A 293-nucleotide genomic window follows, 5' to 3' on the forward strand; every position below is an offset into this window, starting at 1 on the left:
TAAGCAGTGGGCTGCCGACATCGGACCGGGCACCTTGTGCTGGGTTAGCGAACGGCTGGCAGAGAAAGCCCATGCCGAGCAGGCATACCGACTCTGCCTGGGACTGCTGAGTCTTAGCCGGGAGTATCCGCCATCACGAGTCGAAGGCTGTTGCCAGCTGGCCAACCGGGAAGGACTGGTGCGGCTCAAGCAGCTCAAGTCGGTGCTGACCAGTGGCCGCGACCAACTGCCCGCAAGTCCGCTCAGTTATCCAGAACTGCCGCAAGAGCACGAGAACATCCGCGGCCCCCAGA

General features: G+C 62.8%; 1 pseudogene. It reads left to right on the top strand.

Features of this window, described 5'->3' with window-relative positions:
* Positions 1-293, top strand: a pseudogene (locus J9892_RS23400) (IS21 family transposase); the annotation flags it as partial.

The organism is Aeromonas sp. Prich7-2 (genome assembly GCF_017939255.1).
Taxonomy (GTDB): Bacteria; Pseudomonadota; Gammaproteobacteria; order Enterobacterales; family Aeromonadaceae; genus Aeromonas; species Aeromonas caviae.